Annotated in this window: 31 protein-coding genes; 8 read left to right on the top strand and 23 right to left on the bottom strand. The window is 41.1% G+C overall.

Annotation, left to right across the window (positions count from 1 at the left end):
- Nucleotides 1–54: 54 nt before the first annotated feature.
- The gene (locus tag DEALDRAFT_RS17360) at nt 55–183 is read right to left on the bottom strand and encodes a hypothetical protein (RefSeq protein WP_276324436.1); all 129 of its coding nucleotides are present in this window, start codon (nt 181–183) and stop codon (nt 55–57) included.
- Nucleotides 184–545: 362 nt separating this feature from the next.
- On the opposite strand from DEALDRAFT_RS17360, the gene DEALDRAFT_RS02520 reads away from it, so the two are divergent.
- Nucleotides 546–815, top strand: coding sequence for a hypothetical protein (locus DEALDRAFT_RS02520; protein WP_008514569.1), 270 nt, complete (start codon nt 546–548; stop codon nt 813–815).
- Nucleotides 816–1,063: 248 nt separating this feature from the next.
- Here the strand turns inward: DEALDRAFT_RS02520 and DEALDRAFT_RS02525 are convergent, their stop codons facing one another.
- The 5 genes from DEALDRAFT_RS02525 to DEALDRAFT_RS02545 all read right to left on the bottom strand — a co-directional run bounded on the left by DEALDRAFT_RS02525 (nt 1,064) and on the right by DEALDRAFT_RS02545 (nt 5,728).
- A complete protein-coding gene (locus tag DEALDRAFT_RS02525) occupies nt 1,064–1,441 on the bottom strand; it encodes a hypothetical protein (protein WP_008514571.1) in 378 nt (125 codons plus the stop codon).
- A 69-nt stretch (nt 1,442–1,510) separates the two neighbouring features.
- Complete coding sequence (locus DEALDRAFT_RS15775; RefSeq protein WP_008514572.1) at nt 1,511–2,230, bottom strand: DUF1361 domain-containing protein; 720 nt, start codon at nt 2,228–2,230, stop codon at nt 1,511–1,513.
- Between the two features lie 328 nt (nt 2,231–2,558).
- The gene (locus tag DEALDRAFT_RS02535) at nt 2,559–3,692 is read right to left on the bottom strand and encodes an anti-sigma factor (RefSeq protein WP_143753349.1); all 1,134 of its coding nucleotides are present in this window, start codon (nt 3,690–3,692) and stop codon (nt 2,559–2,561) included.
- Nucleotides 3,628–4,116: a sigma-70 family RNA polymerase sigma factor gene (locus tag DEALDRAFT_RS02540; RefSeq protein WP_008514576.1), complete on the bottom strand. Its 489-nt coding sequence runs from the start codon at nt 4,114–4,116 to the stop codon at nt 3,628–3,630. The genes DEALDRAFT_RS02535 and DEALDRAFT_RS02540 overlap by 65 nt, the downstream gene beginning before the upstream one ends.
- A gap of 232 nt (nt 4,117–4,348) precedes the next feature.
- Nucleotides 4,349–5,728 (bottom strand): TRAP transporter permease, encoded by a 1,380-nt coding sequence (locus DEALDRAFT_RS02545; protein WP_008514578.1) that lies wholly within the window; start codon nt 5,726–5,728, stop codon nt 4,349–4,351.
- Between the two features lie 354 nt (nt 5,729–6,082).
- Between DEALDRAFT_RS02545 and tnpB the strand changes: the two genes are divergently transcribed.
- The 4 genes from tnpB to DEALDRAFT_RS02565 all read left to right on the top strand — a co-directional run bounded on the left by tnpB (nt 6,083) and on the right by DEALDRAFT_RS02565 (nt 8,667).
- Nucleotides 6,083–7,189: an IS200/IS605 family element RNA-guided endonuclease TnpB gene (tnpB, locus tag DEALDRAFT_RS02550; RefSeq protein WP_008514580.1), complete on the top strand. Its 1,107-nt coding sequence runs from the start codon at nt 6,083–6,085 to the stop codon at nt 7,187–7,189.
- Nucleotides 7,190–7,404: 215 nt separating this feature from the next.
- On the top strand, nt 7,405–7,656 hold the full coding sequence (locus DEALDRAFT_RS02555) for a hypothetical protein (RefSeq protein ID WP_008514582.1): 252 nt from the start codon (nt 7,405–7,407) through the stop codon (nt 7,654–7,656).
- Nucleotides 7,643–8,011: a PIN domain-containing protein gene (locus DEALDRAFT_RS02560; protein ID WP_008514584.1), complete on the top strand. Its 369-nt coding sequence runs from the start codon at nt 7,643–7,645 to the stop codon at nt 8,009–8,011. Before DEALDRAFT_RS02555 ends, DEALDRAFT_RS02560 begins: the two co-directional genes overlap by 14 nt.
- A 194-nt stretch (nt 8,012–8,205) precedes the next feature.
- Nucleotides 8,206–8,667 (top strand): redoxin domain-containing protein, encoded by a 462-nt coding sequence (locus DEALDRAFT_RS02565; RefSeq protein WP_008514586.1) that lies wholly within the window; start codon nt 8,206–8,208, stop codon nt 8,665–8,667.
- A 116-nt stretch (nt 8,668–8,783) separates the two neighbouring features.
- Here the strand turns inward: DEALDRAFT_RS02565 and DEALDRAFT_RS02570 are convergent, their stop codons facing one another.
- From DEALDRAFT_RS02570 to DEALDRAFT_RS02615, 10 genes are all read right to left on the bottom strand, one after another.
- Nucleotides 8,784–9,905 (bottom strand): saccharopine dehydrogenase family protein, encoded by a 1,122-nt coding sequence (locus DEALDRAFT_RS02570; RefSeq protein ID WP_008514588.1) that lies wholly within the window; start codon nt 9,903–9,905, stop codon nt 8,784–8,786.
- A 42-nt stretch (nt 9,906–9,947) separates the two neighbouring features.
- The gene (locus DEALDRAFT_RS02575) at nt 9,948–10,451 is read right to left on the bottom strand and encodes a hypothetical protein (protein WP_008514591.1); all 504 of its coding nucleotides are present in this window, start codon (nt 10,449–10,451) and stop codon (nt 9,948–9,950) included.
- Between the two features lie 23 nt (nt 10,452–10,474).
- Complete coding sequence (locus DEALDRAFT_RS02580; RefSeq protein ID WP_008514594.1) at nt 10,475–10,867, bottom strand: hypothetical protein; 393 nt, start codon at nt 10,865–10,867, stop codon at nt 10,475–10,477.
- 81 nt (nt 10,868–10,948) lie between these two features.
- Nucleotides 10,949–11,476, bottom strand: a complete 528-nt coding sequence (locus tag DEALDRAFT_RS02585; RefSeq protein ID WP_008514596.1) for a hypothetical protein — start codon at nt 11,474–11,476, stop codon at nt 10,949–10,951.
- A 7-nt stretch (nt 11,477–11,483) separates the two neighbouring features.
- Entirely contained in the window at nt 11,484–12,032 is a 549-nt protein-coding gene (locus DEALDRAFT_RS02590) for a hypothetical protein (protein ID WP_008514598.1), read from the bottom strand.
- Between the two features lie 271 nt (nt 12,033–12,303).
- On the bottom strand, nt 12,304–13,677 hold the full coding sequence (locus DEALDRAFT_RS02595) for a DUF4179 domain-containing protein (protein WP_008514600.1): 1,374 nt from the start codon (nt 13,675–13,677) through the stop codon (nt 12,304–12,306).
- Nucleotides 13,678–13,680: 3 nt separating this feature from the next.
- A complete protein-coding gene (locus DEALDRAFT_RS02600) occupies nt 13,681–14,196 on the bottom strand; it encodes a sigma-70 family RNA polymerase sigma factor (protein ID WP_008514602.1) in 516 nt (171 codons plus the stop codon).
- Between the two features lie 167 nt (nt 14,197–14,363).
- Nucleotides 14,364–15,083, bottom strand: a complete 720-nt coding sequence (locus DEALDRAFT_RS02605; RefSeq protein ID WP_008514604.1) for a polysaccharide deacetylase family protein — start codon at nt 15,081–15,083, stop codon at nt 14,364–14,366.
- A gap of 156 nt (nt 15,084–15,239) precedes the next feature.
- On the bottom strand, nt 15,240–15,659 hold the full coding sequence (locus tag DEALDRAFT_RS02610) for a type II toxin-antitoxin system VapC family toxin (RefSeq protein ID WP_008514606.1): 420 nt from the start codon (nt 15,657–15,659) through the stop codon (nt 15,240–15,242).
- Nucleotides 15,643–15,876, bottom strand: a complete 234-nt coding sequence (locus DEALDRAFT_RS02615) for a type II toxin-antitoxin system Phd/YefM family antitoxin (protein ID WP_008514609.1) — start codon at nt 15,874–15,876, stop codon at nt 15,643–15,645. Before DEALDRAFT_RS02615 ends, DEALDRAFT_RS02610 begins: the two co-directional genes overlap by 17 nt.
- A gap of 174 nt (nt 15,877–16,050) precedes the next feature.
- On the opposite strand from DEALDRAFT_RS02615, the gene DEALDRAFT_RS02620 reads away from it, so the two are divergent.
- Complete coding sequence (locus DEALDRAFT_RS02620; RefSeq protein ID WP_008514611.1) at nt 16,051–16,554, top strand: RNA polymerase sigma factor; 504 nt, start codon at nt 16,051–16,053, stop codon at nt 16,552–16,554.
- Nucleotides 16,544–18,007: a DUF4179 domain-containing protein gene (locus DEALDRAFT_RS02625; protein WP_008514613.1), complete on the top strand. Its 1,464-nt coding sequence runs from the start codon at nt 16,544–16,546 to the stop codon at nt 18,005–18,007. Before DEALDRAFT_RS02620 ends, DEALDRAFT_RS02625 begins: the two co-directional genes overlap by 11 nt.
- Before the next feature lie 371 nt (nt 18,008–18,378).
- On the opposite strand, the gene DEALDRAFT_RS02630 is transcribed toward DEALDRAFT_RS02625, so the two are convergent.
- Nucleotides 18,379–18,960, bottom strand: coding sequence for a DUF1048 domain-containing protein (locus DEALDRAFT_RS02630; protein WP_008514615.1), 582 nt, complete (start codon nt 18,958–18,960; stop codon nt 18,379–18,381).
- Complete coding sequence (locus tag DEALDRAFT_RS02635) at nt 18,953–19,291, bottom strand: PadR family transcriptional regulator (protein ID WP_008514616.1); 339 nt, start codon at nt 19,289–19,291, stop codon at nt 18,953–18,955. Before DEALDRAFT_RS02635 ends, DEALDRAFT_RS02630 begins: the two co-directional genes overlap by 8 nt.
- Before the next feature lie 197 nt (nt 19,292–19,488).
- On the opposite strand from DEALDRAFT_RS02635, the gene DEALDRAFT_RS02640 reads away from it, so the two are divergent.
- Nucleotides 19,489–19,953, top strand: coding sequence for a hypothetical protein (locus DEALDRAFT_RS02640; RefSeq protein ID WP_008514618.1), 465 nt, complete (start codon nt 19,489–19,491; stop codon nt 19,951–19,953).
- A 99-nt stretch (nt 19,954–20,052) separates the two neighbouring features.
- Here the strand turns inward: DEALDRAFT_RS02640 and DEALDRAFT_RS02645 are convergent, their stop codons facing one another.
- The 5 genes from DEALDRAFT_RS02645 to DEALDRAFT_RS02665 form a co-directional block, all read right to left on the bottom strand.
- The gene (locus DEALDRAFT_RS02645) at nt 20,053–20,247 is read right to left on the bottom strand and encodes a hypothetical protein (protein WP_008514620.1); all 195 of its coding nucleotides are present in this window, start codon (nt 20,245–20,247) and stop codon (nt 20,053–20,055) included.
- A gap of 192 nt (nt 20,248–20,439) precedes the next feature.
- Nucleotides 20,440–21,411, bottom strand: coding sequence for an alpha/beta fold hydrolase (locus tag DEALDRAFT_RS02650; RefSeq protein WP_143753350.1), 972 nt, complete (start codon nt 21,409–21,411; stop codon nt 20,440–20,442).
- A gap of 123 nt (nt 21,412–21,534) precedes the next feature.
- Entirely contained in the window at nt 21,535–21,966 is a 432-nt protein-coding gene (locus DEALDRAFT_RS02655) for a PIN domain-containing protein (protein WP_008514624.1), read from the bottom strand.
- Nucleotides 21,967–22,337: 371 nt separating this feature from the next.
- On the bottom strand, nt 22,338–23,402 hold the full coding sequence (arsB, locus tag DEALDRAFT_RS02660) for an ACR3 family arsenite efflux transporter (RefSeq protein WP_008514625.1): 1,065 nt from the start codon (nt 23,400–23,402) through the stop codon (nt 22,338–22,340).
- A 22-nt stretch (nt 23,403–23,424) separates the two neighbouring features.
- The gene (locus DEALDRAFT_RS02665) at nt 23,425–23,829 is read right to left on the bottom strand and encodes an arsenate reductase ArsC (RefSeq protein ID WP_008514627.1); all 405 of its coding nucleotides are present in this window, start codon (nt 23,827–23,829) and stop codon (nt 23,425–23,427) included.
- Between the last annotated feature and the right edge of the window lie 11 nt (nt 23,830–23,840).

Genomic DNA, 23,840 nt, shown 5'->3' on the forward strand with positions numbered 1-23,840 from the left:
TGAACTAACTTAAAATCATTATAAATGTAACATACGCAATAGTCAGTACAATGCTTAATCTTGATTCAGACTTTCTAATTCCTTAACCCTTTTTTCTAGCTCTTCTACACGGCCATCTATGGCATGTATCTTATATAGCGCAATAATGGGTAACATAAATATTAACATTGCAACAATCTCCATTAACAAATCACCCTTTCCTGTTAAATCGTTTCTAAGAGGTTTTTGGACCTTTAACACCTACTATATCATCTAACTCCTGAATCAGATTAATATAGGTTTTTGTGAAAGCGGTTGGATTTACAACTCCATCCAGTGGTAATCTTTCAGTATGCCCATGGAACCTTAGCCAAGCTGATTCAATTCTTTCAACAGTTTCCTTGTCGATATCTAAGTCATCGGTTCGAGCAGCATTAAGAAAATAGAAATAAACGCAACATACTTACCTCAAACATGATAGCAATAAATGTATTAAAGTATAATACACACGGTGTGCTATTATGCATATACTATAAGACATCAATCAGTATACGAGGAGGATTAGTATGAAAACAAAAACACTTTTTACCGTACTGTCATTCTTCCTCTGCTTCGGTCTTACTTTTAGTAGTATCGCCCACGCTCTGGCTGTTCCTAAACCAGAGGCACGCGGAGTAACTATCTCAGGTAGCAGGGTTGTTGCCGCTGGGGTGGCGACCGCCGCTGCAGTGTTCAATCAGCCCGACCAGTGGGGGGTCACATCAGTGGAGCTGAGCTCCGAGGAACGGGGGAAATCGTGGAAATCCCTGCTGTTGTGGTTAGATTGGATACGGTAGACTTGGAGAACGTGACTTTCCTCAGCCCTAATGAGGCAGAATTCCGTGTCCCGTGGATAAGTGGTGAGGTTGAAGCCGGGTCCAGAATCAGGATGTGCGTACAGTTGGTTAAATTTACTCCCAGGGGCATGCGGTTCATGGGTAACCCAGACTGTTTTGTAAGCACTCCTCTTTAGAAGAAATGGCTAGCTATTAAGGTGTTTTAGTTTAAACCCCGCTTACTCCCATATATAGGGCGCGCGGGGTTTTTAGCTAAGTGCTACTACAAGCGTGCTAATTAAAGCAATGATATTGGCTGGCCCCATAGTTAGCTTCTCTTTTCTGCTAGGTGATGAAATGTTTACAAGTGTGCCAAAAACAAAAAATGCTACAACAAACCAAATTCCAATTCTTCCAAAACTATAATACTGTTCAAACGCTATTCCTGCCTTTGCTGCCACTATAAAAACAAAAATCAGCAGTATAACGATTTGTGCTAATGCAGCCACTCTCATTTTAATTGGCAATTTCCCTGTGAACTTGCCACCCATCGTAAACTCACCCAGTGGTGCACCCATTGCTAATGCAACCTGAAATATAGCAATAATTATCGTAAGTAATATATAAATATTTGCAAATAAGATCATTTATTTCGGCCTCCTTGATAACACTAAGTGTTCTTATATACAATTGAATAACCGCGTCACCCCCTTATATTAATTGCGAATACCTCTTTCATCTTTCACCTCCTTGTTAAAAGACACCACCATCAAATGCGCCCCCGCGCACATAATCGTGAATAATAGGCACAGCAGGAAGGCGTTGCGGTCGAATTGTGAGGCGATATTGCGAAGCAGGTGGAATGGACGGAATAAGATGTCCCAACTGTTAAAACGCAGATTGCGGCCGATCCATATGCCAATGCCGGAAAGCAGTGAAGTTCCGGCAACCAGCAGCCAGCTCCACACAGCACCGCGCGTTCGTTCCGTATACCGTTGGAGCATGACAAGCGAGAGCAAACCAAAGCCGCAACCTACTGCCACGCCCGCAACCAAGTGCAGAAAACCGAACCATACCGCCGGATCGGCACTGAATTGGGTGCCAATAACAAACTCAAAGCGGTTTAGGTGAATCAAATCCGTAAGCATATATGGTGCGTTGGGATAGAAAAACAGCCACAGGCCCCAGCAGGTAATTATTATCAGACGACTCTGCTCTCCGTGCACCGCCCATAGTAGACACAAGGCGAAAAATAGAGGTAGCCACGCAAGGAAGATGTTCCAGGGCAACCACCACCAATGACCTTGGAGATACATATCGAAAAACGGAATAAAAAACAATCCTGTAACCAGTATCGAACAGCTGATTAGATACAGAAACGGATTGATTAAGTCTCGCGGAAACCAAGCGGGAATTTTTTCGTTTATGATGTGCATAAGCTTCAACCTCGCCTGAAGTATCGTTGTCAATAATTATTAATTTTTCATTATTCCACTACCTTCCCACCAATTCCTTCCATGTAACACAATTATTTCTCTACTTAGTTTAACATCTGGACAAAGTAGGGCCCAGGTCAGGGGTTCACTCTTCTAATCCCAGTGGATAAGCCAATGTCAGTCATTCGGTCATTAAACCAGCTTAATCTATTTTGCCAATCTCTAAATCTAAGCCGATTATTGCTATTTGTTGTTATAGAAGTTTTAGAAAACCGAGTCATACTACCAAATCTTCACTAACATAGTCAACCAAGTTTAAGCCAAATATTTAACGCCAATTCCATAAACGAACCTCACCCAGCAAAAGAAACGTTACCCAGCTTTCTTCTCTAAGTTGCAAAATCTCTTTTGTAGGGCCGGTAACCACAAGTCCATATATCTTTATGCCGTTATCATTTAGGTAATCCAAACGATCCTGCAAAAACAAATTATTCCTAAAACCAACACTATTGGCTATATCTTCATGCCTCTGTAAGAAAGTAAGCGTTTCCAGAAAATATTCTGAAACGTCGCTTCTCCCACTACCGACGGGAAAGCCAATGGGGGAAGGAATCCACGGATTGTCATCCATTTCTCTCATGTCATCAAATCCTGTATCCACTACAGCCCAAACCGGCGCGATTTCTTTGGCTGCAAATAGTTCTGTTACTTGCTCTAACTGATAAAACCCGTCCAGAGAAATATACGCCTCGGCCACAGTGCCCTCCGGCAAATTCTCTAAAATACTCCATTCCGGCTCTGTGGGAGCATCTGCTCCCGGATATTGAAAAGGATAACGGACTGCAACCCTCTCGGTATGCAGTTGAATATCAGGTGCCCCCGGCCGATTAAACAAGAACCTCATATCAAATTCTCCGGCTCTGATGTACTCGCCGCCCACTCTTTTTTCCAAAGTACCGGAATTATCCATGGTGAAGAAAGCGCCTATCTGGGAGTAGTCATTGTTTATCCTCAGATTAGGCCTGGTCACCGCAATTGTTCGAGATATTACCTCTCTGAATGTATCAACCCGATTAGGGCTCCCGCTAACAAAAAAAGCTCCAGAAATTGAGGAAGAAAGAATAGTTAAAACTAACAAGAAAACAATAGCAGTCAGGGCATTTTCAACCCTTGCCCTCCACTTCCCTTTTTTTATTATTTTTCGTTGTTTATTAGTATGTTGATCTCCATTTTTACCGCGACCCTGCTGCGGCTGGTCTTTATCTAAAAATTCGTCAAGGTAGGATTGATAAATCTCCATTTTTTCCAATTCATTCTCCACTTCTGCCGCCTCTTCTTCAGAAAGCGTTCCTTCGTAGTATCTTTTTAGCTTTATCCTAAACTCCTCTGTCATCTTATCAAACTCCCCTTTCCTGACGGATTTTTTGCCTTGCCCTGAATAATAAAACCTTAAAATAGCCAACCTTCACATCCATGATTTCAGCGGATTGGTCATAGGAAAATCCATGGAAATCATATAACAGAATTGCTTCCTGCTGTTTGCCAGGCAGGTTGCAGATTATTGTGGTTAGTTCTGTTAGCCCTTCTTTTTTAATGGCTTCATCCTCAGCACTTACCCCATCTGTAAGTCTCTCGAAATAATCGTGAGCTTTGGTATAATTACGGGTATCTTTACGCTGAATATCAACAAAGGCATTGTGAGCTACTCTAAACAACCATGGCTTTACTCGCTCTTCCGGGCAATCCTCAAGATGCAAATAAGCGCGATAAAACGTTTCCTGCATCACATCTTCTGCCAGATAATGATTGCGGCACAAAAATAGCAGATAGCGATATACTTCATCCATATATGACTTGTATATTTCATCCAATGTATCACGCTTCATCTGCTTCCCCCTTGCTCTATTTACGTTTGAATCAGGAAAATGTTACAGGATTTATACAAAAAAAAAATAAAAAGGGGATTAAATTCCCCTTCGTAAAGCAAGAACACCCTACCCTTAAATTCAGGATCCTTTAACTTCGCATTAATTTTGTCTGTTGTCATTAAATCTGCGTTTACGGAAACCGGTGCTTTCGGTAGTTTTACAGCAAAAGGTATTCCTACTCTCCCCTCCGCTACGATATGTTGACTGATCTAGCCTTTAGGTAGAACAAAGCAAATGCAAATATACCCACGAAATTACTGATTAAATTGGGCCAAAGCAGTGCAATTGCAATAGCCAGCAGGATAAATTGGTCTGCAATTCTGAGCTGCGTAATTAACCAGCGCTGCACTATGGCGGCAATACAGTACAGGCCCACAAAGGTGATAGCACCAGTAAGCATGGCTATGTACCAGACGGTGTCTATCATCAGCAACTGTGGGTTCCAGATGAACAAAAAAGGTAGCAAAAACGCAGCCAGATTATATTTCACACCCAGCAGGCCGGTTTTATTAGGATCTGACCCGGCAGCCTGATAGGCGCTATGGGCGGCAATCCCAATCCGAGGCACATTGTCGGCCAGGACGGCGTAATAGAAAATGAACAGGTGAACGGCTAACCAATGAAGATTAGGTTGAACCAGTGGGATAGCCGCTGCAGTCAGTACTGCTGTAACGATCCTTTTGGCCGGCGCCGGCATGCCCATACCTGCAATTAAACAAACCAAAGCTGTCAATAGCAGGACCGCTACTAAACTGTTTCCTGCCAAAGTTTCAATGTAAACCACCATGCGACCTTGCAGGCCGGTTAGTGTTATTACGCTTAAAATAAAGGACGCTGCTGCAAATCCAACCGTCATTGCTGCCATCGCTCTGGCTCCACCGTCCAGGCTGCGGATGATAAATGTCCAGATTGATGTAGCCTGTTTCTGTACGGACTTTGTGGACTGACCAGATCTGAGGTTTTTAAAGGCATGAACTACTTTTATGATGATAGCGAGAATAACCACAGCACCAATTGAGGGGATAACCGCAACGGCAGGTGCAGCCTGCAAAGTTAATATGAAATAGATGAAAACCAGGATAGGAATAAAGTATTGTATGCCAGAAAATAATGTGGGCCAAAACGGTGGAATATCGTCTATTGCGGTGGGTTTTATCTCTGACTTTTTGCTCTCAAGATGGAGCACGGCAAGAATGTAGCCAAAACTAAGCAAAGCCGGTAGAGTAGCGGCGGTAATAACCTGCACGTAGGACATTCCCATAAACTCAGCTATGATAAAACCAGCTGCTCCCATTAGCGGTGGCATCAGTTGGCTGTTGGTCAATACCGCAGATTCCACAGCACCAATTACTTCCGGCTTATAGCCATTTTTCTGTAATACTGAAATAGTATGAGAGCCGGTAACATTGGCGTTTGCTGTGGGAACCCCGGTAATGCTACGCAAAAAAGCGGCAGCAATTACAATAGCTTTGGCGGGACCACCGCGAAATGGACCAAGTATGGCAAGAAAAAGCGTAAACAGATAACCTCCTGTCCCGGCCTCCCGTAGAAAGACATAGAAAAGGGTCAAGCCAAACACATCTCTTTAATGTGCCTTGCTAAGCCTTGTAACAGGTGGGAATACCTGGTGCTATTCTATGCCCTTAGGCAGTAATGTATCTATGCAAACTTTACTTTAATTTCTACAATCTTCCACCTTATTCCTGCAGAGTAAACTTCCTAAAAAAAACTCCGCATCCAATTAACAGGGTTACGGATCTATAGTCAAATAGCAGGCGTTTCAAATTCCTGATTGAAGTCAAAAAACTTTATCAAATCAGTCGAGAAGACTCCCACTTCTTTAAGTGGGAGATGAATCGGCTGCTCTCTTGCAAACACCTGTTCGCTATGGTATAATATTCCATAATGAAAGGCGGTGAATGCGATGCATAAAGCCTACAATTTCAGGCTCTACCCTAATAAATCACAGCAGACGGTCATTAACCAAACCCTTGGCTCCTGCCGTTTCGTCTACAACTATTACCTAGATAGGCGGATTGAAGCCTACAAAACGGTAAAAGAAACGCTTAACTATACTAAGTGTGCTGCCAACCTAAAAGAATTAAAGAAAGAGTTGCCGTGGCTCAAAGCTGTTGACAGCATTGCTCTGCAGCAAAGCCTGCGGGATTTAGATGTAAGCTACAAGAATTTCTTCCAGAAACGAGCAGGCTTTCCTAAATTCAAAAGTAGACGAAACAACAAGCAATCTTACCGCACACAAATGGTCAACAACAACATCAAGGTGATGGGAGATAAACTTGTACTGCCCAAAATTGGGGCGGTTTCGTTTGCTAAAAGCCGTGAAATTGAAGGCAACATCACATCTGTCACCGTCAAAAAGACGGCTTCGGGCAAATATTTTGCTTCAGTTCTTGCAGATGTCCACACGCCGAAGTCGCTAAAGGTCAGCAGCCAGAAGGTTGGCATCGACCTCGGGCTCAGGGATTTGGCTGTCCTCTCCACGGGAGAGGCAATCAAAAACCCCAAAACCTTGGCGGAAGCCGAAAGAAAACTGCAAAAGATGCAGCGGGAATTATCCCGCAAACAAAAAGGCAGCAAAAATAGGAACAAAGCCAGAATTAAGCTGGCTATCCAGCATGAAAAAGTGGCTAATATCCGCAAAGACTTCCTGCATAAGCTCTCAACCAGGCTGATTCATGAAAACCAAGTGATATGCCTGGAAACGCTAAGCCCTAAGGGAATGATGAAAAACAGGCGCTTATCCAAAGCTATCGGTGATGCCAGTTGGGGAACATTTAAGCAAATGCTTCTCTATAAAGCCGATTGGTATGGCAGAACCGTACACTTCGTGGACCGTTTCTTCCCATCCAGCCAAATATGCAGTGCGTGCGGATGCAGAAACAAAGAAATCAAAGACATGACTATACGCCAATGGCAATGTCCGCACTGTCAAGCACTGCACCAGAGGGATATCAATGCCAGTATTAATATTTTGCAGCAAGGACTTGTGGAGTTGGGTATGATAGCCTAGCCCCATCACAAGGATAAACTAGGGCAGGGACTGCCCGAGGTCAAGCCTGTGGAGACAGCATAAGACCCTCATGTGACGGGGCAGCAGTCAATGAATCAGGAATCCCCCACTTCTAAACGAAGTGAAAGTGGGGGAGGTTCAAAGCTGACATCGTAATTGAAAATATAATGTGATAAAATAATATTATAATAGCTACACCTCAAGGAGGGTTGGTCATGACCTTTATTAGAAAAGTTGCGAACAGTAATATCTTAGCCGGAATTTTCAAATTACCAAAAGAACTTGTAGACAAGCAAGTGGAAATTATAATCCTACCACATGAGGAAAACATCTCTGTGGGAAAATGTAAGCCAGAACGACCCAAAAAAGCAAAAGGAATTTTACAAAACTACAAAAACGAAGACCTTATTGATAAGGAAATTAAGGCATGGCCCGAAGTGGTGGCGGAGAAAGATGAATATAGTTGATGCTAATATAATTTTAAGATATCTTCTAAGTGATAATGATGAGTTGACACAGAAAGCCGCATTGTTGATAGAAAATGAAGATATTTTTGTTCCTAATGAAGTGATAGCTGAAATAGTTTATGTCCTCCAAAAGGTTTATAAGATAAGTAATAAAGAAATATGCAGAGCATTGCGTGAGCTTTTTGATTATGATAATATCCAGGTCTATGATAAACAAGTCATTTTCGAAGCTTTACAGACTTACTCAACGATAAAGATTGATTTTGTAGACTCTCTTCTGCTGGCATATAAAAATGTTAGAAATCATGAAGTTTATAGTTTTGATAAACAATTAATTCAGCTCCTTACTAGATGAGGGAAGACCTGCTTACTTTCTTCACTTACAGGGGCTTTTTTGTATATTAAAAGATTATTGGAGATTACAAAACCCTTAATTTTAGTATTTTTTAGAGGTTAGTAAAGGTTTTGTGTTGAATCATCAGGCTAAGATTAACAAAGAATGCATGGGAATTTAGCCGGCTTTACCCGGGCCCATAAGGAGGAAATAATATGGATTTTTTGTTGAAAGACCAGAATGGTACGGATATTCGTCTCTCTGATTTTAAAGGCAAGAAAGTGCTGCTTTCATTTCATCCCCTGGCCTGGACCAGTGTATGCTCGGATCAAATGAGCTCCCTGGAAGAAAACCGGGAAAATTTTGCTGCACTGAACACGATAGCACTGGGTCTCAGTGTGGATTCCTTGCCCTGCAAAAAGGCATGGGCCGACTCTCTTGGTATTAGCGGCACCAGTCTGCTCTGTGACTTCTGGCCTCACGGAGATGTTGCCTCACAGTACGGTGTGTTCCGTGATAAGCATGGCACTTCGGAACGGGCCAACATAATACTTGACGAAAATGGACGTGAAATGTTTCGAAAAATATACCCCATCAAAGAGCTTCCGGATATCAATGAAATAATTGAACGGCTAAAAAACCCGCCTGCATTAGACAGCACTGACAAGGACAGTTAATTATTGCCGCAAACATTGCTGACGGCTGAGGATTTCTATGCTGTGGTATGATAGCGAAGAAACTGCAATAGAATAAATTACAGCTAGGCCCTGTTCCACTGGAACGGGGTCCTTTCTTAACCCTTTTTCTCCTCTCTGATAATCTGCACACCCCTTTTTTCAAGTTCGTCAAAGAAAACTGAAGGATCTAAAACGCCTGGCGCTTCCGGTGCAAATACACCTACTTGCTTTATATTGCCTTTTGCAAGCTCCCTCACAGCAACAGCCATAGGTACTCCGGTCAGGATATCCATAGGGCCGGCAGCGCTATATACCAATTGCTTATTCTCTCCGTTTAAGGTGCCTGAAATATCAACCCTGATTCCTGAGTGCTCCGATGCCGCACCTATAGTTTTTCGCAAAAGCGGCAGTGACTTTCTCAGCATTGCCGCAAGCATGTCCCGGGTAGTTTGGCTTTTACTGAGGCCAAGCCTTCCCACAAGCAGCGCCAGTTTATTGAGGACATCTTCATTAATTCCACCCTTTAAGGTCACTTCTTTAACACCGGAAAAATATCGCGGCATGGTTACCGGCTCTGGATGCCCCACATTATATACATTAATTCTGTCAAGAACACCGGGAAAGCTAACAACCTCTTTGCCTGAGCCGGCAGGAACCATTTTCAGTTCCCCATCCATAAATGAAGGAACCAATCCGTAAAAGATATGTAGAACATGAAGAATTACTGCGGCTCCCACAGAGTCGTCTGAATTACCCGCCCATGAGACATTAATCTTTTCTACTGTATCAAGGGAATCAGCGCCTGCTCTGGCCATAAAACTGGAGAGCCCCGGTGTCCAACCCACTCCCGTAAGTACACGTTGATGCCTTTCCCGCACAAAACCGTCCAGTTCAAATACCTGTTGTGCAGCGTCAAAGTCATCGCAAATACTAACGTAGTCAGCGCCAGCTGTGACAGCAGCCAAAGCCAGTCTCTTCTCATATCTGTAAAACGGCCCAATTGCGCTGGCAGCAACATCATGCCCGCGGATAATACCGGCAAGATCCTCTGCACTGTTAATATCAAATTCAAGATATTTCAGCTTTTCGTTCCCTTTTTTTATTTGATTTAACAGTGTTTCATATTTCTCACGGGTTCTTGCTGTTACTGTAACTTCCTTAATTTCAGAAAAGCTGCAGAGCTCACTAACTGCCCGCTGTCCCATACTACCGGTACCGCCAAAAAATATTACTTTCAATGATCTCAACTCCTATAATATCTCATTTAAGATTAATACTGCTTACCCTTGTGTAAATTGATTAATGTAGTCAATGAGAGCATCATTATTCTCGAAATCACCTAAAGCATTCCCGCCAATGTCTGGATTACCGAAAAAAATTAGGTTACTGAGATCTCCTGTTAGAGGCATCAACAGTCGATTGTATCTTCTTTTGATTAAGTCTGTTCCACAAACTATGTCAGCGTTCATTTCTTTGGAGTAGACTAACTCCACTGCAAGACCATTTTGTTTGACACTTTCCAGTTCACAAATATCATAATCACAATCTGCTGTACTGGGTTTATAAGTGGAGAGAATCTTTTTGTTTAGCAAACTCATAATTTGTGAATAAGCCTCATCATCTTTTGATATAGTATACTTTTCTCCTTCATAATGAATTTCTATTTTTTCTGGCGCTCCAAACCAGTTCTCTAAATCCTGTCTTAATAAAACTCCCTGTCCGGAACAGGCCACCAGAAACAGTGTAATAAACAGCAATAAACAGGTTACTCCTTTTTTTATCATAAGCCCCCCCTTTGCTTTAGCATTTAATCAACCAGGTTTTGAATATAGTCGTAATCAATTGAATTTGTAGTTACCTGATAAAAAAACGGGTCTTTACGTATGTTGTTAGCGGAGTTAATGATAAATTCATTGTAAATGCTCGCATCGTTTTTTATTATTGTTAATAGATAGCCGTAGCCCATATACCCAATGGAAAGCTTCTCTTTTCTAATGGTTGTTTTGTTAAAGCTGTCTATTATATAAGAAACATCATCCGACTCTGAAATGGTAGTTGAATTGCCGGTATTTCCATTGAATATTATTATTACAGAAACTTTTTCCGGGTCAATACTGGTCAATGAGTTTGGCATGAACCACCAGATCAAGGCTAATACGATAATTAACGAAAATATCATTGCTATTTTTGTTTTTGCCACGGTATTTTCTCCCACCTAAAAGTAGATATTTTTTCTCGAGTGTTACTGGGTATACTGCAGGATAAATTAATTACTCTTCGATTAATCTGTCTTATATTTGCGGAGGTCAATACGTGTTAATTCATTATGTCCTTCTGAAATTATCAAGGTGGCTTCAAGCGCTTTGTCCAGAATCTCATCCAGGACATCCTGATCCGGCAATTGCTGTACACCTCCGACGCCTTTTGTATCTATTACCCCCAATTCATAATGGATTACAGCCTTCGATTCCTCATTAGGCGGTATTTCACCGGGGCCCGAAAATCCCCACCCCATTGAATAAAGAATGTCATTTAATAGGTCGCTTTCATGTTCCAGTGTCAGTTGCAACGTAACCGGATATTTGCCTAGTTGCCTTCTGCCTGTGTTAGCTAGAGTAAATTCATAAATCAGTGCGGTTGATACGAAGATCTCCTGGTTATTCCCCACGGAAAACGAACCGGTATAAGCTTCATCGGTAATAATATCAACACTGACTTCAGATAAGCCTACCCGTGGAGACTGGACATAAATAAAGAGCAATATCATTCCCAGGAAGAGTGCAAACAGAGTTGTTCTTTTAAATTTCATCACCGCCTTATTTATCTGTATATCTTTCAGCCCAGTACTGATCAAACTCGCTAAATGACATCCCTGCCTTCTCTTCAAAATCTTCAATCTCTCCATTTAAAGGATATGGTCCGCCGTCAAGTTCTTCTTGGTTGGCTTCACTTTTCATTTTCGGAATTGCATAGCCACCAACTATTTTTTTGTCCGAAGTCAATATGATGGCTAAAGATTGGCCAGTGTCCCCCCATTGTGCAGAGGAATGGCCTTCTACTACAAATCGGTAGCTATCTAGTGTCTTGTCAATATATTCAGCAGCATCCACACCATCAAACACCTCAAGATACTTAAATACCCGTCCCCAGGCTACGTCATCAATTAACCATTCCCTGGCTAGCTCAAACGTATAGGATGGTTCCTCTTCATAAGATTTCACCGTAAGCCCAAGGTCTTCAAGATATGAAAACTGCTCCTGGGTTAACTCATTTGTCGGTGTTGGCAAGGTGAAATCATTGTTTCCTCCACAACCAGCCAGGCTAAAAAGCATAATTATCGCTATCATAAACAGCTTCATTTTCATTCTTGTAGCCCCTTTGATAAAATTTATCTTTTGAAATCTTTTACTTTATTTTCTACAATATTCCACCCTCTTCCTGCCGATTACTTGTCATTTCGCATCGTATTGTCAAAAATAGGCCTCCTCCAATACTAATATTATAACTACATACTCTATAGCATCAAATAGCTCCGCAATTGGGCTGCATCACGCATCCTTTCCGAAGACCGGAACCGGACGCCTGATTAAAGTAAAAAAGAAGCATGCACTTGACTTTAGTGCATGCTTCTTACTTCTACTCCAGATCCATTTTTATTTCTTGCAAACCGTCCATCAGGCGTCCGGAAAAAAGGAGTGTTACCTCATATTCGTCCCGGTATTCAACATTCAGGCCATATAAGTGAGGCCGGGGATTGCCATCTTCGTCTAAACCAGTACTCCAGGCGTGGGAACTTATTTCTCCGTCAATTTCCATGTTTTCCAGCCAGACATTTTCAGGCTTCCTGATTTCTATGACTAAATCATCGCCTGCACTATGCAGGTAGCCTTCACCATTACCACTTCCCCTATAGGACACTTGCTCAATAATTATTTCCTCGCCCATAAAGTTAATGGACTTGGGGTACTCATCATTTAATGAGAGTGTAAAAGTGTCATCATATTCGGAGCCTACCCAGACACCATCAAATGCAAAGTACATTTCCGTGTGGGGATCATCAAAGTAAATTGAAGGAACAAAGAACATGCTGCGTTCCACGTCACTAGTGTTTATGCTGACCAGGCCTTCAGATTGATAGGCATTTCCCCCTGCATCCATGAGACGGGGATTTTCAAAACTTGTGAAATAGTAGCCATCTTCCATGTCAAAGGAGACATCAAGGCGCATTCTTGTGGGGCTGACAGTAAAGTTGTGGAGCGTTAATAAGCCTTTTTCCAAATTGGTTATTGTTTCGATGGAGTACTTTTGTGAGAACAATATCTGCTCACTGTTTATTGGAATTTTAATACTGCCAAACTCGTAAATTGTTTGTGAACCTCTCTCCGACAGTACAACTTCGAGGTTTATGTGCTCAGGATTACTTGCTAAAAACTCTCTCAACTCATTATCAGCAAAAACTTTCTCTTCCCTAATCTCGATTATTGCTTCAGTTTCTGTTTCATATTCAACTTGTTGTAGGCCACCGCTGTCTGCAAAGTCTGTGTATCTTACCTCCAGCCTTTTATCTTCATCGTAACCTGTTTGGTCTTCGGTAAATAACTGAATACTCATCACCAGGCGGTCTTCATCCAGCATAATATTATCGAACTTTAAAACATATGAGTCTTTTTCTACTGTAAAGCCGGGAATCTGATTGTATCCTTCTCTTCTGGCATGCTCTGTACCGGAATCACCCTGCAGCCAGTCAACTGCTATACGGAGTACTGGAAAGTTGCCGGCATACGCTGCAAAGCCAGGAAAGAACCTTACCGATGCGCTAAATAGCGTTACTAAAAGGAGCGACGCTACCAGGACCTTTGATAAAAATGGGTTAATGCTTTTCTTCTTTATTTCAACCTTATCAATGCGCTCTTTTATTCTCTCTTCCAGCATTGTAGGGACCTCGATACTCTTTTTTTCCAGATTATCTATATATTGATCCAACAATTTTTCGTCATTTTTGTCAGTCATAATTTAAACCTCCCTCAATTCCAATTTATCTCTCATTACTTTGAGGTTGCCGTAGATTTTTGTTTTAACTGTTCCTAAGGGTAAATCTACGGAGAGAGCGATTTCGTCTAATGTGTAACCTAAGTAATATTTCATATAAATCAGCAATCTGTCCAGCGGTTCCAGCTCATCAAGCATCTTCTCCAAATCAATGATATCTTCACGTTGCTTTTCCTGAAAACTTTCATTGACATATAAACTATCAGCTAAAGAAATTACTTTTTGTTTCTGTCTGAGTTGCATCTTGGCCTCATTAATTACAATGCGGATGAACCAGGTCTTAAAATACTTAGGTTCTTTGAGTTTTTTCAGATTGACCATTGCTTTTTCAACTGCATCACAAACTGCATCCATGCTATCCTCTTGATTGTGGAGATAACAATATGCCACTCGGTAGGCGTCATCTTTTACTGCCATGATAGCCTGAGATAAACTATCCTTATCGCCTTTTTTTGCTTTTTTTATTAATAAATCTATCATTGTCATCCTCCTTTCAAGCATTAGATGCACAACTGCCGGTAATAGTTTTATATATTAGCAGATTTTCTTAAATATTTTTGTTAACTTACAATATCATAGCACAAATACCACCGCAAAAGGGCCTTTCAATGTTTCTGAAAGGCCCTGCGGTTACCGTAACTAATCTTTTAATCGACCTCATGGTACTCCAATAACTCCGATACAGTTTTAAATGTATATCCGTCCCTTCTCAATGCTTCCACGATACCTTCAACGGAGTTTAGTGATTCTCTTCTGCTTTCATACATTACATGGAGAAGGATTATTGATCCCGGTTCTACATTCTCTATAACATGGTCCACAATTTTGTCCGAACTGGATGCTATCTGTGGATATGAGTCAGGCTCCACATCCCACATGATAGTTTTCGTATCAAACTGTCTTAGCATATAAGGGAGTATAAGAAGCTTTTTCGCATTAGGAGGACGGAAATGAATCTCACCTTCATACCCTGCCTGCCTTATCAGCTGATCTGTCTTGTCAATTTCCTCCTTTATGAAGCCAGGAGATTTTAGCACCATTCTTTTGTGAGAGTACGAATGATTGCCTATTTCATGGCCAGCCGATACTATTCTTCGTCCCTCTTCAATGTTTTGTTCCAATTCCCTCCCAGTTAAAAAAAAGGTTGCTTTAACATCTAAGGATTCAAGTAACTTCAGGATTACATCAGTCTTTTCTGTTGGGCCGTCATCAAACGTTAAAGCAACTACCTTTTGCTGTGTTTGTACCCTGTCAACAATTCCTCCAAAAAACTGAAACGATCTTGAATTACTAATATTATAGGCAGTGGCAAGTAGTGCAATTAAAGTAATAACGGCAATAATTAGCCATATAGAAATTCTTCTCATGAAGTACTCCTTCATATTCTAAATCGGCGTTCGAGCCTTCTATTATATTCAATTAAATGGCACTTGCTTCCTGCTAACAAACCTCGCATCCATACATTATAATGAATGCGAGGTTTATTAAATAGCGTTTTGGGGAATAGTCTATAATCTGGAATTTCAATAGTTACTACAATACTCATTATACCATTCGTCAACGGTTAAACATTTAACGGGGCTACCCGCAAAATCCTTTTTGTTACGGGATACGATTATATCCATGCCGTTCTGTTTTGCACATTGCATAATAATTGCATCCTCAAAATCCTTTACATCCATTTTCAAAGCGCTAACAACATCATTTGCTGCTACATTAAGAATTTTTATGAAGCCAAACATAATTAGCAAGTAGTTTCTAATTTCCTCCATGCGGTACGCTTTGCGTAAGATATAAACAATATCTGTCACAGAATTAGAAGTAATGAATGCTTCCAGTTTCTCTTTTTCGGCCAATTCAAATAATCTTGCCGACTTTTCCACAAATGGCCGGCGATTAAGCAAGACGTCAAGGATAATGTTAGTATCAATCAATATTTTCATATTTCTTAAGCCTCTCGCCTTTTACACGGACTGAGTCATACGAAGCTGCTTTTTCAAATACTCCGGTAAGAGCCTTGGTGGCAGGATACTCATTTTCATCTATAGCTACAAGCTTTGCAATGCTTTTTCCGTTTTTAGAGATTATAACTTCCTCCTTCTGAGAAAGCTCCAAATATTCGCCTACTTTATTCTTGAACTCAGTGGCTGTTATAATCATTAATACACCTCCTAATTTATTTTATAATTTTTTTCCTAACTTATCAATATATATTATGGGCATCTTCATCGGATAAATCCGCTAAATCCGCTAATATAGAAATATTTTCAAAAGCATTGACTTTTTGGAGCTTTTTGTGCGTCTATAGATATAGAGAGTAAAAGAGGTGAGAGAATGCAAAAGTCTGAGCCCAGGCGCAATGAGTTTGAGATATTTCAGAGCATAAGGCCAAAACTATATCGATATGCAATTAGTATTCTGGGCAACCATGCTGATGCAGAGGATGCTTTGCAGGAGGCCTCTTTGAAAGTTTGGCGCCATATTGGCCAGGTAGCGGAAGTATCGTCTATTTCTTCCTGGCTCTACCAAGTAGTAGTAAATACATGTCGCGACCATTTACGCCGTAAAAAGCGTTTTCCTCTACCTATACATACTAAGACAGAGTCTGCCCCCAGTCACGATGAGTATTGGGTAGAATTTGAAGCAATGGTATCACATCTTTCTGAAAGGCAGCAAGAAATAATTGTTTTGCGCTTCGGTTTAGACTTTACGTTTAAAGAAATTGCTGACGCTATTTCACTGCCTGAAAGCACTGTGAAGTATCAACTGGTAAAAGCGGTAGAAAACCTAAGGTCCATTTATCTCCCCGGAGAGGAGGCGGATTGTAATGAAATGTGAAGAAGTACGTTTTAACCTGATAGAAGAAAATATTACCTTTGAGATAACAAGACATCTTGATCAATGTACTGACTGTAGCTCTTTTCACCATATGTACAAAAAAATAAAGACTACTGCAATACAAGGTATAAACAGTATCTGTCCTCCTGAAATTGAAAAAACAAAGAAAAGAAAAACAAAACCGCTAATAGTTGCGGCTTCACTCCTACTAGCTCTTTTAGTTGTCCTGCCTTTTGTTAGTCACGGAATAGCTCGTCAGCTTGAAAAAATTCCCTTCCTGGAAGCATTATTCTCCTTTGATGAAGGTTTATATGATGGGTTCACCAGAGGCAGAGATATCGAATATTCCGTATCAGAGAACGGTATTGATTTCACTGTCCACAGAGTAGTGGCAGAGTCGGCCCGCACTGCGATATTCTACACAATAGAAGGAGAATTGCCGGAAGACATTTGGTTCAATATTCCCTCCTACCGTAGAGGCGGGATTAGCAGTATTCGGGAACAGGATCTAGAGAATGGTCATTCCGGCATGTTACAGTTAACTGAAGCCCTTCCTCCGGACTTAGAAATTCTTAAGCTGGAAATAAAGGATATCAGCAATTTTAGCAATTTCGAAACAGATTTGCCTCTGCTAACAGCGAAAATTCCGGTTGAGCTTATTGAGACATTTGAGAATGACGAATATAGCGGCCTGTCGGTGGAGAATGACGGTCTTGAACTGCGCGCTGATATAGCTTTAGGCGTAACGGGTACACGAATCGACTTTCAAATAAATGATTGGGATTATATATATTTAAAAGAAGAAAGTCGCATCGATGCCTCCCCTATTTCGTTGTTTGGAGAAACACTCTTACCTCGGGGAATTACTGTTCAACTTGTTGACAGACGAGGGCATTCTTATAGACCAGTTAGTGGATCCGCTGTTTCGCAAAGCTCATATTATAAAGGAACCACTATTTTTACCCCTGCTACAGATAGAAAGGGCCTAAGAATACGTGCTGATGGATTTATCGAAGAAAGCAATCCTCTGCAACTAAACTTCCGCAAGATTCTTTGGCGCTGGCAAACACCTACTATATGGCTCCACGATACACTTGTTTCTGTTGAGGACCTTGAATTGAATGATAAGGAAACAGTGATTACTATCTCATATCAACATGGCCGACTGGCAGATGTGAGAGATCTATACGTTACAGACTCTCAAGGAAACCGTTATCGACTATTAAATTCATCACTTTCCATTCCCGGTTTTGACAATCCTTTTGAAAAAGATATCCTAGATTTATTGGAACTAATGGAAACTGATTGGGACCGTGAGTATAGAAGATTAAAGAAATACCAAGAACTCCGGTTTGAGCCTTTGCCAAAGGGCGAAAACGCCTTTACACTTCATGCTGATACTGTCCTTTTTAAATCAACAACAGTTCTAGAAATTCCCGTACCAACTGAATAACTTGATCACTAATACAAATCAACTCCTGAGTTCAAAAAAGGCGCCCTCCGATTGGGCGCCTTCTATTATTCCTATAAGTGCGGGGGGGTACTCAATCTACTGTTGAGAATATATCCTGCTTCCCAAAAAATCACAGGGGAAAGTTAATATGTACGTATACTTACTTGATCTCTGATCTATATTTTTTCCGCCGGCAAATGCTCCCTCAGAAGTAACAGCACCTTTTCAAAATCATCTCACCGCTCCGTGGGTTTTATTAAACTCCCAGCTTTCTCTTCACTGTCGAATGAATACTTTCATGATTCACCACATCTCCAGCTCTTTTCTTTTATCTTCCATTTCCTGATATTGGCCACCACTCATCCAGGGTACTATATGTTTACAATAGAGTAATTTATCAGCCACGCAGTAAGAATAACGCCTAACGCAGCTGTGGCGGATAGTATTAGACGTTTGAGTTCTGTGCTCGAGGGTTCAGGTGGTTTGCCATTTAAATAAAGTGGATACAAAAAGCCGTTAAATACTATAATTATATAGAAAACAGGGCGAACAGTATTATATTCTACAACGGTGGCAGTAAGAGCAATATACGCAGCCAGTAGCCATGCCCCCAGATGATAAAAAGACAACACCTTACTTTTCCTAAAGGACGGCAAAAATGGGATATTCGGTCCTCTATTCTCGTTAGTGCGCTCTACTTTCGAGAAAGCCTTAATGATTTCATCTGAGAAAGCTGCAGCATCAACTCCTATCACCTCTTCTACAGGTTTACCCTCATTTTGGCCGGATAACAAAATGCCTAAGACATCATTACACACCTCTGTCTGCTCTGTCTTTGACAGATTACTTTCCCGCAAAGATGATGCGATTTCCAGGTACTTTTCGTTGTACTCCGTATTAAGTTTATTGCCCGCCACATTTCCCGCAGTGTTTTTTGCGTCTGTCTCACACATTATCGGACCCCTCCTCTCTGAATAACCTGTCTATGCTATTTCTGATTTCACTCCATAAACCATAGAAATCGCTTAACTCCGTCTCCCCTGCCTCAGTTAGGTAATAATATTTTCTTTGAGGTCCCTGGGGCGATGCTCTTTTTATGGACTCAATAAATCCGTTTTTCTCCAATCGCAATAGGAGCGGGTAAATAGTGCCCTCGCTAATATCCTGAAAGCCATAACTTTTTAGTTTCGTGGCAATTTCATAGCCATAGGTTTCATCAGTTTCAATAATCTTTAAAAGGCAACCTTCCAGAGTTCCCCGCAAAAACTGCGAGCGATCAGCCATACAAACTCCTCCCGCAACTATCTTGCTCTGCATAATACCATCTGAGTATATTGTACAACAAGGTAGCAGAGGTGTCAATTTTGTTTGGGTGAGGCGCTATGGTGTCAGTCCCGGTGAGTTGGAAATATATTGTATCATTATGTATTTTCTGTCATAATAATTGTACTATCAATACGTTAATGGTAAGGAGGATATGTATGCCAGATAAAGAAAGCCGCATCCGTTTTATGTCCCAGAATATCTTGCTCTTTTTCGTAGGTGCTGTGATTTGGGCATTCTGGGTTCGATTCAGTGGTATTTTTGGATGGTTCATATCTACTGTGGGCATATTTTTCTTGCCGGCCTATGTTATTTATATGTATTGCAAAAGAATCATTGAGCATAACAACGGTAAGTTGACATTATATAGCTATTTTTCAATACTGTCCCCAATTTTTATCACCTGGATTGTCTTGGGATTTATTATGGGAATGGGAGGTTCGTCGGTTTTCAATTTTTCCTCCCTACCAGGCCCCTGGGAACTGTTAAAGGAATTAATGGGTTTGCCATTACGTTTGGCAGGAGACAAAATATCAACAGTGTTTATACTATCAGCACTTATTCTCATGTCTATCGGCATATTTAATTCAGTACTAACAATCGACAACAGGAAGAAGCATTAAATTGAATACGATAGATTAAGGTGATAGTAGTAATTAAATAGCAATGTTGAAAACAACCTCGCCTCAGTGTCTATAAAACACTGGAGCGAGGTTGTGCTTTTAAATCCCGATTTTACCGTCACCGTTTATATCGCGGTCTGTGTACTCCTCTAAGACTTTTAACGTTTTATACAGCAGGTCTTGTGTATTTCTCAGTTCTTCCTCCAAGATAGCGACTCTATTTTCCAGCGTCTCAGACTTACGGTGCTGGTCGCTAATCTGACACTGCTGAATTAAATTCCAAAATAAACCCATCTAACATTCCCCCTCCGATTTTGTTAGCAACTCCTTCTTCAAATATATTCTATTTCCTGCTGCACTTACGTTATAACTAAGGAACCTTAAAGCACCTCACATCCATTAGCATCGAAAAATCCCACATCCTCTTATTAAGAATGTGGGGTGAATATTTTACTGTGTCAGGCTCTATTCTGGGAAATGCTGTACTCAGAAGATTTCTGCTATAAACTTTCTTATTTCCCGAGCTATGAGGTCTGAATCATGATGGTGCAGGTAGTGCCCGCTGTCCAGGTTAAGGTACCTGCCCTTATTAGCCCTCGACACATAATCGGTTAAGATTCCTCTCCAGTCAGCTTCTGTGACTTCCTTGCCATCTGAAATAAAGAAGTACATGGGAATCTCTATGGGGAAATTAGTCTCACTTATAATTCTGGCATTTTTCTGCAAATAATTAACTTCATTGAGCATGTTTTTTGTATAAGCACTTCTATAAAACATGGCCAGGTACTGCTCTTTGTCTTCGCCAGACAGATCGTTTGATTTAAGCAGGGGAAAGTTTTTTTCCTTTTCTTCCTGAGGCATGAATCGGGACAAACCCATTCTTGAAACTAAATACATCATAGATAATTGGCTGCTTTGAGGAAGTTCAAGTGAATGTTGAATAAAATCAGGGACAGAAGGATCCAGGCCTATGATGGCTTTTACTTCAGTTGGATAAGTCTGTGCCCAATAGATAGCTTCCAGACCCGACATGGAGTGAGGTACAAGGACATACGGTCCTTTTTCCCCGGAAAGGCTTAGTGCTTCTCTTGTTTCTTCCAGCATTGTAGCTACATCTCTGGAACTGTGGGAGGCTTCACTCCATCCGTACCCCGGCTTCTCCATTACCACTATTCGGTATTCATTCCTTAGCCTTTGCCATAATGGTTTAAAGTCCAGGACTGGAGACGCAGTACCATGTCCGGACATAAAAACAAAGGTAAGGTCTCCTTCGCCCTCACTAAAGACATGTATCTTTTGTTTATTTACATCCACCAACTGTCCTGGTGGAGGATACTTATTCACTTCTTTTTGCAGCTGATAATTATGATTAAAAGTAGATAATCCGAGAAGAATTGCCACAATAGCTACGATAACCAATACAATAATGCCGATAACCTGAATAATCTTTATCCCCACCTTCCATCGCAAACATAACTTACCATTTCTACCACATATGAAAAAATCCTTTCAGTTGTTACATTTAGTTCAACTAAAAAACCCGCACACCTAAATAATAAGGTTTACGGGGTTTATGCCCAATTACAGCAATGACTCTTCTTCTCTTATTCCCAGTCGCATAAAGTGCTTTTTGTCAAAGGTATATATAGTAGGAGAACCGGATTGTGAAGCGTAAGCAAATAAATATGCATCAACATAGTCAACGTTTTTATCCAAATAAAATGTTAATGAAGTAGCTATAATCTCTTTTTCTGGCACATGGATGCCGTCGGCCTCAATAAAGCTGCGCAGAACACATACAATTTGTGATTTATCATAACCGTAAAAACTCTCCAGAGTCCAGATAATCTCGGCGACTGTTATCGGGTGCAATAACAGGAGGATTTCTCCACGCTCTGCTCTGGCAAATAGAGAGCTGGCTTTAGAAAACATCTCTTCGTTGTCACGGACTAAAAAGCGTAATACTACGTTGGTATCAAGCCAACCACCATTCAGAAAGCAGGGGTGGAGCATTTTTGGATAATCAACCCCCAGGAGAAAACTGTTGAATGTTTCAGAGATGGTCTGTATACCGTGGTTGCTCTAGGAATGGAAGAAGATGTTTTGCGACATCCAGACTTTGACGGACTGGAAATTGAGTTAAATAATCTGTGGTAGAAACAATCACTACGTGTATAGGCTGGTATTGTCTTAACGAACTTTCTACTGCAATAAGATAATTAGCGGCGCAACAATTGTGCGCCGCTAATTATCTTATTGCCCTATTGTAATCTTTTGTAACAGTTCCTTAAATTCGTGATACGGTTTAGCTCCGATGATTTTATATTTATCATTTATTATAAACGTGGGAACCACCGTTACATGGTGCCGTTCCAATGTTCCCGTTAACTAACTTGAGGGAACCAATGCCTTGTTCTGTTGGCAATTCTGACTAAGGCCAACATCACAGGGACTTCTACCAATACTCCAACCACTGTTGCCAGGGTTGCTCCTGAGGTTAACCCAAACAACGAGATAGCCACCGCTACCGCCAGTTCAAAGAAGTTACTGGCACCAATTAATCCTGCCGGTGCTGCTATACTATGGGGCAGCTTCCAAGCCTTTGCCCAGCCGTAAGCAACAATAAAAATGAAAAAGGTTTGGATGGTTAATGGAACGGCAATCAAGGCAATGTGCAATGGATTAGCAATTATTACATCACCCTGGAAGGTGAAGATAATTATTAAGGTCAGCAATAATCCTACAATGGTTACGTTATCAAACTTCCTCAAAAATACGTTTTCAAAGTATTCGATCCCTCTGCTGTTAACTATAAGAGTCCTGGTTAAATACCCGCCAGCAAAGGGAATGACGATAAAAAGCAGGACAGATAGAATCAAAGTACCGTATGGGACAAATACATCAGTTACTCCCAGTAATATTGCTACGATGGGTGTAAAAGCAAATAACAAAATAATGTTATTTACCGCCACTTGGATTAATGTATAGGCCGGGTCTCCCTTGGTTAGGTGGCTCCAGACAAAAACCATGGCGGTACATGGTGCTGCCCCTAAAATCACCGCCCCCGCCACATATTGGTTGGCCAAAGCTTCCGGGATCCAGGCACTAAATACCACTCTTAAGAAAAAAGCGGAAATTAAAAACATGGTGAAGGGCTTAATTAACCAGTTTGTGACACTGGTTACAATCAGTCCTTTGGGCTTTTTTGTGGCCTCTACAATACTTGTAAAATCTACTTTGAGCATCATGGGGTAAATCATAAGCCAGATTAAGATAGCTACCGGGATAGATATTTGATGGTAAGTGAACCGGCTTAAAACTTCCGGGACAGCCGGTAAAAACTGACCGATGGCTACTCCGATTATAATACAAAGCGCTACCCACACAGTTAAATAAGTCTCAAAGAACCCCAGTCCCTGTCCTTGTTGTTCAACAGTTTCCTGTTCCATAAAACATGCCTCCCTGCTTTATTTACTTAAACTCACCAAACTCTACTCTTTTAATTAAATTTTCTACTTTTGCTTTAATCAAATCCCTGGTACTCCTGAATCCTTCGATGGGGCCACCGGATGGATCATCAAGACCCCAATCTTCACGGTGTTTGCACGGCACAAACGGGCACTCTACATTACAGCCCATGGTAATTAAAATATCTAATCCAGCTGGGATATCGGTTAATAATTTTGGATAGTGTCCACTCATGTCTATGCCTGCTTCTTCCATAACTTGCACTGCACCCGGCTTTACTTCCGGATAGTTTTCTGTTCCAGCGGAATACACGTCAAATACATGGCTTCCTAATTTTTTTGCCCATCCTTCTGCCATTTGTGAACGACAAGAATTATGGACACAAACAAAAGCAACTTTTTTCTTCACAAACTCTCCTC

Source organism: Dethiobacter alkaliphilus AHT 1 (genome assembly GCF_000174415.1).
In the GTDB taxonomy this organism is placed as follows: Bacteria; Bacillota; Dethiobacteria; order Dethiobacterales; family Dethiobacteraceae; genus Dethiobacter; species Dethiobacter alkaliphilus.

Bases quoted from the DNA above. Each gene is read 5' to 3' on its own strand.
- DEALDRAFT_RS17360 (WP_276324436.1), bottom strand. From the start codon at position 183: ATGGAGATTGTTGCAATGTTAATATTTATGTTACCCATTATTGCGCTA.
- DEALDRAFT_RS02520 (WP_008514569.1), top strand. From the start codon at position 546: ATGAAAACAAAAACACTTTTTACCGTACTGTCATTCTTCCTCTGCTTC.
- DEALDRAFT_RS02525 (WP_008514571.1), bottom strand. From the start codon at position 1,441: ATGATCTTATTTGCAAATATTTATATATTACTTACGATAATTATTGCT.
- DEALDRAFT_RS15775 (WP_008514572.1), bottom strand. From the start codon at position 2,230: ATGCACATCATAAACGAAAAAATTCCCGCTTGGTTTCCGCGAGACTTA.
- DEALDRAFT_RS02540 (WP_008514576.1), bottom strand. From the start codon at position 4,116: ATGAAGCGTGATACATTGGATGAAATATACAAGTCATATATGGATGAA.
- tnpB (WP_008514580.1), top strand. From the start codon at position 6,083: ATGCATAAAGCCTACAATTTCAGGCTCTACCCTAATAAATCACAGCAG.
- DEALDRAFT_RS02555 (WP_008514582.1), top strand. From the start codon at position 7,405: ATGACCTTTATTAGAAAAGTTGCGAACAGTAATATCTTAGCCGGAATT.
- DEALDRAFT_RS02560 (WP_008514584.1), top strand. From the start codon at position 7,643: ATGAATATAGTTGATGCTAATATAATTTTAAGATATCTTCTAAGTGAT.
- DEALDRAFT_RS02565 (WP_008514586.1), top strand. From the start codon at position 8,206: ATGGATTTTTTGTTGAAAGACCAGAATGGTACGGATATTCGTCTCTCT.
- DEALDRAFT_RS02575 (WP_008514591.1), bottom strand. From the start codon at position 10,451: ATGATAAAAAAAGGAGTAACCTGTTTATTGCTGTTTATTACACTGTTT.
- DEALDRAFT_RS02585 (WP_008514596.1), bottom strand. From the start codon at position 11,476: ATGAAATTTAAAAGAACAACTCTGTTTGCACTCTTCCTGGGAATGATA.
- DEALDRAFT_RS02590 (WP_008514598.1), bottom strand. From the start codon at position 12,032: ATGAAAATGAAGCTGTTTATGATAGCGATAATTATGCTTTTTAGCCTG.
- DEALDRAFT_RS02595 (WP_008514600.1), bottom strand. From the start codon at position 13,677: ATGACTGACAAAAATGACGAAAAATTGTTGGATCAATATATAGATAAT.
- DEALDRAFT_RS02600 (WP_008514602.1), bottom strand. From the start codon at position 14,196: ATGATAGATTTATTAATAAAAAAAGCAAAAAAAGGCGATAAGGATAGT.
- DEALDRAFT_RS02605 (WP_008514604.1), bottom strand. From the start codon at position 15,083: ATGAGAAGAATTTCTATATGGCTAATTATTGCCGTTATTACTTTAATT.
- DEALDRAFT_RS02610 (WP_008514606.1), bottom strand. From the start codon at position 15,659: ATGAAAATATTGATTGATACTAACATTATCCTTGACGTCTTGCTTAAT.
- DEALDRAFT_RS02615 (WP_008514609.1), bottom strand. From the start codon at position 15,876: ATGATTATAACAGCCACTGAGTTCAAGAATAAAGTAGGCGAATATTTG.
- DEALDRAFT_RS02620 (WP_008514611.1), top strand. From the start codon at position 16,051: ATGCAAAAGTCTGAGCCCAGGCGCAATGAGTTTGAGATATTTCAGAGC.
- DEALDRAFT_RS02625 (WP_008514613.1), top strand. From the start codon at position 16,544: ATGAAATGTGAAGAAGTACGTTTTAACCTGATAGAAGAAAATATTACC.
- DEALDRAFT_RS02630 (WP_008514615.1), bottom strand. From the start codon at position 18,960: ATGTGTGAGACAGACGCAAAAAACACTGCGGGAAATGTGGCGGGCAAT.
- DEALDRAFT_RS02635 (WP_008514616.1), bottom strand. From the start codon at position 19,291: ATGGCTGATCGCTCGCAGTTTTTGCGGGGAACTCTGGAAGGTTGCCTT.
- DEALDRAFT_RS02640 (WP_008514618.1), top strand. From the start codon at position 19,489: ATGCCAGATAAAGAAAGCCGCATCCGTTTTATGTCCCAGAATATCTTG.
- DEALDRAFT_RS02645 (WP_008514620.1), bottom strand. From the start codon at position 20,247: ATGGGTTTATTTTGGAATTTAATTCAGCAGTGTCAGATTAGCGACCAG.
- DEALDRAFT_RS02655 (WP_008514624.1), bottom strand. From the start codon at position 21,966: ATGCTCCACCCCTGCTTTCTGAATGGTGGTTGGCTTGATACCAACGTA.
- arsB (WP_008514625.1), bottom strand. From the start codon at position 23,402: ATGGAACAGGAAACTGTTGAACAACAAGGACAGGGACTGGGGTTCTTT.